This window comes from Caldibacillus sp. 210928-DFI.2.18 (assembly GCF_020554505.1).
In the GTDB taxonomy this organism is placed as follows: domain Bacteria; phylum Bacillota; class Bacilli; order Bacillales; family Caldibacillaceae; genus Caldifermentibacillus; species Caldifermentibacillus hisashii.
This window is the reverse complement of the sequence record NZ_JAJCHL010000116.1, coordinates 1-8,063: the sequence shown is the minus strand read 5'-3', so window position 1 is coordinate 8,063 and position 8,063 is coordinate 1. Positions and strand designations below refer to the sequence as shown.

The following is an 8,063-nucleotide window of genomic DNA, read 5'->3' as shown; positions in this document are numbered from 1 at the left end:
TACGTGTCAAAAAATGTCGAAAATCAAGGTAAATAACACATAACAGGAGGAAACCCCGAAAAAATGTCGAATTCAATAGAAATTTGTCGAAAATCCATCGAAAAATAAAGAAATCACCCCATCGAGCCATTTAGATAAAGTTCATTCAAAAATTATGATGAATTTTACTTAAGACGTGCGAAATGTGGGATGAAGTCATTGCATTGGATATTATCCCGGAAAAGGTGGATATGATCAATAACAGACGTTCACCAATCGTTGACCATGAAATTGAAGAATTCTTGGAAACAAAAGATCTTAATTTAATTGCTACAACCAATAATGAAATGGCTTACAAGGGTGCTGAATATGTTGTTATTGCCACACCGACAAACTACGACCCGGAAAAAAACTACTTCAATACAAGTTCAGTTGAGGAGGTAATTGGCAATGTCCTTACAATCAATCCGGAAGCAGTAATGATCATTAAATCAACAGTTCCGGTCGGATACACAAAAGAAATCAAAGAAAAATTCAATACGGAAAACATTATCTTTTCACCTGAATTTTTACGTGAAGGAAAAGCCTTGTACGATAACTTATATCCATCGCGGATAATTGTTGGAGAACGTTCTGAGCGAGCAAAAGTTTTTGCAGATTTATTAGTTGAAGGTGCAATAAAAGAGGATATTCCCGTCTTGTTCACCGATTCTACAGAAGCTGAAGCTATTAAACTATTTGCGAATACATATTTAGCCTTACGTGTTTCGTTCTTCAATGAACTTGACACCTATGCCGAAATTCGTGGACTCAACACAAAACAAATTATTGAAGGCGTAGGTCTCGATCCAAGAATCGGTAACCACTACAACAATCCATCATTTGGCTACGGCGGTTACTGCCTGCCAAAGGATACAAAACAATTACTAGCAAATTATCAAAACGTGCCAAATAATATCATTCAGGCCATTGTCGACGCAAACAGAACCCGTAAAGATCACATTGCAGATATGGTCATCAAACGCAATCCGAAAGTTGTTGGCATTTACCGACTAACCATGAAATCCGATTCCGACAACTTCCGCGAATCTTCCATCCAAGGTGTCATGAAACGCATCAAGGGAAAAGGAATTGAAGTCATCGTGTACGAGCCAACCCTGGCCGACGAAACCTTCTTCAACTCCAAAGTTGTAAATGACTTTGAAGAGTTTACCGAACGTTCAGACATAATTATCGCGAACCGCATGTCGGAGGAATTAAAAAATGTAGAGGATAAAGTTTATACAAGAGATATTTATGGTCGGGACTAATAACCGGTAAAAAGTAGTGGTTTTTTAGGCTGATAAGTTATCAATATGATCTTCTAGCATCTAATTTTTAACCCACATTTCACCTGTCTTAAGAAATGTGATAGATTTTGAAGAAGACCTATCTTTATCTGATAACTGTTGCCATTTAAATAAATATTCTCGGTTTTGTTGACTCTTCTGTCCTATTGGTGGTAATGATTGCTGGTTCACCTAATAATTTACCCTATTATTTGAAAGTTTTTATTGGATGTCAGGATGATAGAAGCCTTTTGCATTCATCAGGTGAAAAAAGTTGGATCTCCTGTTGCCCCATCAATAATGACGAGATTAGTATTTGGGATTTTTTTAAAACGTGTATGGAATTTACGAGATATTTCTCTGTTTTTGCGGAATGGACCAGTTCTTTCATTGAGAAAAACATCACGTTGTATTCTTGACAAAATGTAATTGGACTAGTGGAAAATTTTTGTCGTCGACCTCCAGTAGTGTACAAACCCCGGGGGATCGACGACAAGTTATTTTGAAAAATAATCAATAGAAAATGCCTAGATTACGTGTATTTATGGAAAATATAATTGCTAGAAAGCCAAATTTTTATTATAATTAACACAAAACCACCAATACAAAAAAACCTTATTAAATCAAGGATTGTTTGGGTTTATATCTTACCTATGAGGAATTGAAACAGTCCCGTAAAAATGGGCTTAAGTTTTCTAGCTCTGTTTATATCTTACCTATGAGGAATTGAAACTCGCCTTGCATGACGCACAATGTTCGCTCATAAGTGTTTATATCTTACCTATGAGGAATTGAAACTCGTGTATATCCTTTACTTCACTTTTTGCGTACCGCACGTTTATATCTTACCTATGAGGAATTGAAACACAAGAATACCATAATCTGCTAGTCCATTTGCATCTATGTTTATATCTTACCTATGAGGAATTGAAACGCTAAATCTTGCTGGGATTGCGAAAACCCCATACTTTGTGTTTATATCTTACCTATGAGGAATTGAAACCTCCAATATTTAGCATACCAAAACCGTTCGATGAGCCGTTTATATCTTACCTATGAGGAATTGAAACGACAAAGAATATGAAGTGGATTATGAGATTAATAACGTTTATATCTTACCTATGAGGAATTGAAACTTTGGAACCAACATTCACCCCAGAGGAAGCTTTATCGTTTATATCTTACCTATGAGGAATTGAAACATGCTTCATCTTTGAACCGCTTTATTGATTCGTCAGAGTTTATATCTTACCTATGAGGAATTGAAACCTAGATTGTTAAATTTTTGATTGCTTCCATTATCAGGTTTATATCTTACCTATGAGGAATTGAAACAAGTCTAGTATTTTCCCCGTCGACGGCTGTTCTTTTAGTTTATATCTTACCTATGAGGAATTGAAACGGAGCAATCATAAATGGCAAAAAGTATTACTTATTAATGTTTATATCTTACCTATGAGGAATTGAAATAAGCCCATACTCACAGGCACACTTACGGTTGTTGTAAAGTTTATATCTTACCTATGAGGAATTGAAATTCTATAACGGATACAGGAATCACATCGCTTTTAAAGTTTATATCTTACCTATGAGGAATTGAAACTCATCTGTAATGCTGCCGGCTTTTTTTCCTTGACTCGTTTATATCTTACCTATGAAGAATTGAAGCTGCTTGAGCAAGATATTCTCGAATCACGGATATGGTTAAAGTTGCCAAGAACATATAGAACTGAGGTCACTGATAACAAGGTTCACACCCATATAAGATGGTTGACCACAAAGAACCACTTGAATATAGGTACTTTGCCAAACTATTTCATAATATTATTATACGTTTCATAAAAGAAAGACATTAATGGTTCAATGATGCCTTCATTAATATGATTATTTCCTGAACTGGCAATGATTTTATGAAACTCTTTATCTAATTCATCATAATTGTCAACATTATTTCTCATCGCATCTATCGACTTTTTTAAACTTTTTTAAACTTTTCAGTTCAGTTTCTGTTATTTTTTCTGCTGCTAATGTGACAAATCCGAGTTCCTGTGCCATTCGTGTTTCCATTAGAATATTTATATCCGTTGCAGTAATAGCATCAAATGATATGGGCGCGTACCTATTTTATGAGATATAAAGGTCCCTTCTTTTGTTCTTCTTTCAATCACTCCTAATGTTTCGAGTGAAATTAGCGCTTCCCTCAAAACGGAGCGACTAACATTAAGCATCTCCACCAGTTCAAGCTCAGATGGTAATTTATCTCCAGGTTTAAGTTTACCTGTCGTTAAGAGAGTAATAATTTCATCCACAACCATATCTGATAACGTTTTCCTTTTAATTGATTTAAGCTTTAGTGGATATTCCATATATCTATGTCTCCCACATCCTTGCAGTAATTGTTCGATTTAACAATATTATATTATACTAAATAATATTCTGTTAACTATATTTGTTATTTTGTCTGACAAATAAAAATAAAATTTGCATACTCCAATTAAAAAAACACTGGGGCTCACAAACATGATTTGGGCGGGACTTTATCTATTTAAACGGAAGTTTTAGAAAACAAAGTTTAAGTACTTGTCTCCCTACGCTTTAATATTGTTGATTAATACTATAAACTATTTATCAATCCTTTCGATAAATATATTAGTTTTTAAAAGAATTTAAATTTATATATTGACATTTATTCAAATTTTTATAAAAATGGAGTTATAGCCTAGTGCATACGGTAAGAATCATTTGTGACTTCATCATAAATGTCCCTTAGCGTAGATGGGTAAAAGGCTGGTGATACGATGTTTAATAATGAAACCATTTTTATTATCGGTGATGCAAAGGCTGCGGCTAATAATCCGATTACGCAAAAATATAATGCCTTTTATATCGGATTGGTTGTTGATCGGGATAGTGGGGAAATCATTGATGCTGATTGTTCTGCAACACTTGATTTGACAAAGCAATTTATTAAAAGTTTACTAATTGGCAAATCTATTCTCGATATCGAAATAATAACATCAGACTTCGAAAAACGTTATTTTGGTTCGTCACAAAAGGCATTTATTGTTGCTTTTCGAAATGCTCATTTAAAATATTTAAAATTCGTTAATGCTGCTTCTTCTGTTAAATAATACGCAGATGAAACCCAGCAAATAGGTCACACACTTACCTATTTGCTGGGTTTTTTATATTTATAAATTATAAGGGGGTAGAGAAAATTGATTCAAAATGGTGTGCTTTATTTAGGAGTATTACTTTTTTTAACAGCCATTGTAGCCTATGCCGAAAAGAAATGGAAGGACTCCAAGCTTTTTAAATATATACCTGGTATTGTCCTGATTTACATTTTCGGTGCTGTTTTACAAACGGCTGGTGTCTTTGCAGATAGTGCTTCGAATGATGCCGTATATACAGGTGTCAAAGATTTATTACTACCTGCTATGCTAATTCTCATGCTATTGCATTGTGACTTACGAAAAATCATTAAAATGGGGCCTAAAATTCTTTTAACCTTCTTTTTTGCATCCTTAACCATTATTGTTGGTTTTGTAATCACGTATTCATTGCTAAAAGGCTTTTATGCCGAAGATACATGGAAAGCATTCGCTGCTCTTAGTGGGAGCTGGACAGGTGGCTCAGCTAATATGGTTGCCTTACAGGACATTTTAGACGTGCCAGAAAACATTTTTGGTTACGCCTTAATAATGGATACGATTAACTATTCGATCTGGGTAATGTTTATGTTTTGGCTTGTTCCCCATGCGGCACGTTTTAATCGTTGGACTGGTGCTAAAGGTGTAGATCTTCCAAGTGAGATAGAAGTAGCTGTAGCAGATGAAAAAGAGAAGGGGAAAATTGGTTTCAATGAGATGATGGTATTCGTTGGTGGGAGTATCTTTTTATCCGCAGTTTGTTGGGAAATTGGTGGAAATCTGCCAGCAATCGGTGCTGTTTTTAATACAACAACTTGGGCAGTTATTATTGCATCGATTATTGGTTTAGTTTTAGCTGTAACACCAGTTGCTAAAATTCCTGGATCGAGTGAAATATCAAGAGTTATGCTTTATGTCATTATTGCTTTAATCGCATCCCATGCCGATTTCTCACAAATTTTCCAAGCGCCAATTTATATTCTATCTGGATTTATGATTTTACTCATCCATGCTTTAGCTATGCTACTAGTTGCGAAACTATTTAAACTTGACTTATTCACGATGGGTGTAGCTTCCTTAGCCAATGTTGGTGGTATGGCATCTGCACCAGTTTTAGCAGGGGCTTATCATCAGTCACTAGTACCTGTTGGCGTATTGATGGCGTTATTAGGAAACTTACTCGGAACCTATTATGGAATACTAACAGCTTACTTATTATCAGGACTATAACAGAAAGAAGGTTTTTAAGTGAAAATTCGTGAAGCACATTTTTTTACTGAACATACGCCTTTAAAAAAACCATTTAAAACTGCTGTTCGTACAGCAACAAAAATTAATAGTATTACAGTAAAAATTACGCTTGAAAATGGGACGACTGGATACGGTACCGCTGTCGCAACTGAAGCGGTTACTGGCGACTCCCTTCAAGGAATCAATAGTATTTTAGACAATATACTCTTTCCAAGCATTATTGGTAATGACATAGAAAATATTGGAGTTAATGAAAAAATCATTCAAACTAGTTGCGTAGGAAATACAAGTGCAAAGGCAGCTTTAAGTATGGCTCTATATGATGCCTACGCAAAACAGCTAAATGTCCCACTCTATCAAATATTTGGTGGTAAAGTGAATACACTTGTGAATGACATGACCATTAGTATTAACGAACCATCAGAAATGGTCCAAGATGCAAAAAAAGCCGTCGCACAAGGCTTCACAACGTTAAAGATTAAAGTGGGCATCAATGGACAGAAGGATATAGAACGAATTCAGTCCATCTATGATGAATTAGGTAACGACATTATATTACGGATTGATGCCAATCAAGGTTGGAATGCAAAGGAAGCTGTAAAAATTATTGGCGAGTTTGAAAAGCGAAACTTCCCGATTGAATTCATCGAACAGCCTGTACCCCAACATGATATCCAAGGGTTAAAGTTTGTTCGTGACAGGGTTAACATTCCGATTATGGCCGATGAAAGTGTTTACTCCGCTAAGGATGCAATTGAAATTGTCAAGCTGCAGGCAGCGGATCTCATTAATATTAAACTAATGAAAGCCGGCAGTCTCTCTGAAGCGTATAAGATTGCTAGTATAGCAGAAACCGCTGGAATTGAGTGTATGCTTGGTGCCATGATGGAATCAACATTGTCTGTTTTAGCAGCAGCCCATCTAGCAGCTGCTCATCCAAATATTACAAAAATTGATCTGGACCCACCGTTATGGCTCAATGACAACCAAGCCAACTTATATTTTCAAAATTCGAAAATTCAGTTGCCGGAAGTTGCGGGAATTGGTTTGAACCCCGTTTCTTTATAAAAATAAAAGATGAGAGGTGTGTTAATGATGAGAAAATGGCTACTTTCTATTGTTATTGTAACCTGCTTTCTATTGACTTCTTGGACCTCAGTCAGCGCGAATACTTTGCAGGAAGAACTTAAAGTTGGTGAAAATGCCTATATTGATGTATCAGTAGCAACTTTATGGACCGAACCTGGTATTACTCGGCCTGTTGATGAACCTTCCATTACGAATCCTGTAGACATGTGGAAATGGACAACATCGATGACTTATGATGAAAAGCTTTGGCTTGTTGGTAATTTGGAAACTCAAGGATTACTTGGTACAGAAGTGACCATCCTTGAAAAACAAGGAGATTGGGTAAAGGTGGCTGTACATGGTCAACCAACTCCACGAGAAGAGGCTGGGTATCCTCTGGTTGGATGCCAGCAAACCAATTAACAAAAAATGAGCAATTTGAAAAGTTTTTAGAGAAAAGACCTTTTGCCCACATTTCTTCACCAACAGCATTGTTATATGATGATCCAAATTTCGAACAGGCTTTCATGGAAATTAGTATCAGTACGAGACTTCCTGTCATCGCCGAAACAAAAAATGCCGTTAAAGTTGCAACGCCAAGTGACGGCCAAAAATGGCTGAAAAAGGAAGACGTACAAGTTTATCATTCTGTTAAGGATATTCCGAAACCAACAGCAGATGATTTACTCGATACAGCATACCAATTTTTAGGTCTCCCCTATCTTTGGGCTGGTACATCTGGATTTGGCTTTGATTGTTCTGGATTTACCCATACTATTTATAAAGTCCATGGAATCACAATTCCACGCGATTCATCTGTTCAAGCTGTTCAAGGCACACCTGTCGCGGAAGAAGACTTGCAACCTGGCGATTTGATTTTCTTTGCATATGATGAAGGAAAAGGACGAGTCCATCATGTAGGTATGTACATTGGGGGTGGAAAAATGATCCATTCACCAAACACAGCTTCTACAGTACGCATTGATAATTACCGTGCGCCCGGATATGGTGAGGGATACGCTGGGGCTAGACGATATCTTGAATAATTAAAAAAATCCAGTAAGAGGCCAGCTATTATTTGGCTAGCCTCTTCTCAAACCACCGTACGTATGATTCTATATACAAATACACTTCAATATAAAGAAGCCTCGCTATCTTTTCCCATTCACACTTATCCATTTTTTATCTGGATTTTCATAAAACTCTACTGTAGTAAATCCGGTATCTCTAAATAGGGGTTGCTGAACAAACAAAAAAACCAAATAGGAGAAGGATTTATGAGCTT

6 protein-coding genes, 1 pseudogene and 1 CRISPR repeat array are annotated in these 8,063 nt (G+C 36.2%); of the genes and pseudogenes, 5 read left to right on the top strand and 2 right to left on the bottom strand.

Annotation, left to right across the window (positions count from 1 at the left end):
* The first annotated feature begins 182 nt into the window (after window positions 1-182).
* Window positions 183-1,289 carry a nucleotide sugar dehydrogenase gene (locus tag LIZ98_RS16045; RefSeq protein ID WP_227140248.1) on the top strand — a complete coding sequence of 369 codons (1,107 nt, stop codon included), beginning with the start codon at window positions 183-185 and terminating at the stop codon, window positions 1,287-1,289.
* A 656-nt stretch (window positions 1,290-1,945) separates the two neighbouring features.
* Window positions 1,946-2,976: direct repeats of the CRISPR family, unit length 30 nt; unit sequence GTTTATATCTTACCTATGAGGAATTGAAAC.
* A 142-nt stretch (window positions 2,977-3,118) separates the two neighbouring features.
* On the opposite strand, the gene LIZ98_RS16040 is transcribed toward LIZ98_RS16045, so the two are convergent.
* The gene (locus tag LIZ98_RS16040; protein WP_227140247.1) at window positions 3,119-3,265 is read right to left on the bottom strand and encodes a hypothetical protein; all 147 of its coding nucleotides are present in this window, start codon (window positions 3,263-3,265) and stop codon (window positions 3,119-3,121) included.
* A 117-nt stretch (window positions 3,266-3,382) separates the two neighbouring features.
* Window positions 3,383-3,673 carry a FadR/GntR family transcriptional regulator gene (locus LIZ98_RS16035; RefSeq protein WP_051989190.1) on the bottom strand — a complete coding sequence of 97 codons (291 nt, stop codon included), beginning with the start codon at window positions 3,671-3,673 and terminating at the stop codon, window positions 3,383-3,385.
* A gap of 432 nt (window positions 3,674-4,105) precedes the next feature.
* Here LIZ98_RS16035 and LIZ98_RS16030 point away from each other — a divergent pair, with 432 nt between their 5' ends.
* The 4 genes and pseudogenes from LIZ98_RS16030 to LIZ98_RS16015 all read left to right on the top strand — a co-directional run bounded on the left by LIZ98_RS16030 (window position 4,106) and on the right by LIZ98_RS16015 (window position 7,824).
* Window positions 4,106-4,438 (top strand): DUF3870 domain-containing protein, encoded by a 333-nt coding sequence (locus LIZ98_RS16030; protein WP_034773101.1) that lies wholly within the window; start codon window positions 4,106-4,108, stop codon window positions 4,436-4,438.
* An 87-nt stretch (window positions 4,439-4,525) separates the two neighbouring features.
* Window positions 4,526-5,689 (top strand): DUF819 family protein, encoded by a 1,164-nt coding sequence (locus LIZ98_RS16025; RefSeq protein WP_227140246.1) that lies wholly within the window; start codon window positions 4,526-4,528, stop codon window positions 5,687-5,689.
* 18 nt (window positions 5,690-5,707) lie between these two features.
* Complete coding sequence (locus tag LIZ98_RS16020; RefSeq protein ID WP_034773098.1) at window positions 5,708-6,778, top strand: dipeptide epimerase; 1,071 nt, start codon at window positions 5,708-5,710, stop codon at window positions 6,776-6,778.
* A gap of 27 nt (window positions 6,779-6,805) precedes the next feature.
* Window positions 6,806-7,824 (top strand): annotated as a pseudogene (locus tag LIZ98_RS16015) (C40 family peptidase).
* Window positions 7,825-8,063 lie beyond the last annotated feature (239 nt).

Bases quoted from the DNA above. Each gene is read 5' to 3' on its own strand.
- LIZ98_RS16045 (WP_227140248.1), top strand. From the start codon at position 183: ATGTGGGATGAAGTCATTGCATTGGATATTATCCCGGAAAAGGTGGAT.
- LIZ98_RS16040 (WP_227140247.1), bottom strand. From the start codon at position 3,265: ATGAGAAATAATGTTGACAATTATGATGAATTAGATAAAGAGTTTCAT.
- LIZ98_RS16035 (WP_051989190.1), bottom strand. From the start codon at position 3,673: ATGGAATATCCACTAAAGCTTAAATCAATTAAAAGGAAAACGTTATCA.
- LIZ98_RS16030 (WP_034773101.1), top strand. From the start codon at position 4,106: ATGTTTAATAATGAAACCATTTTTATTATCGGTGATGCAAAGGCTGCG.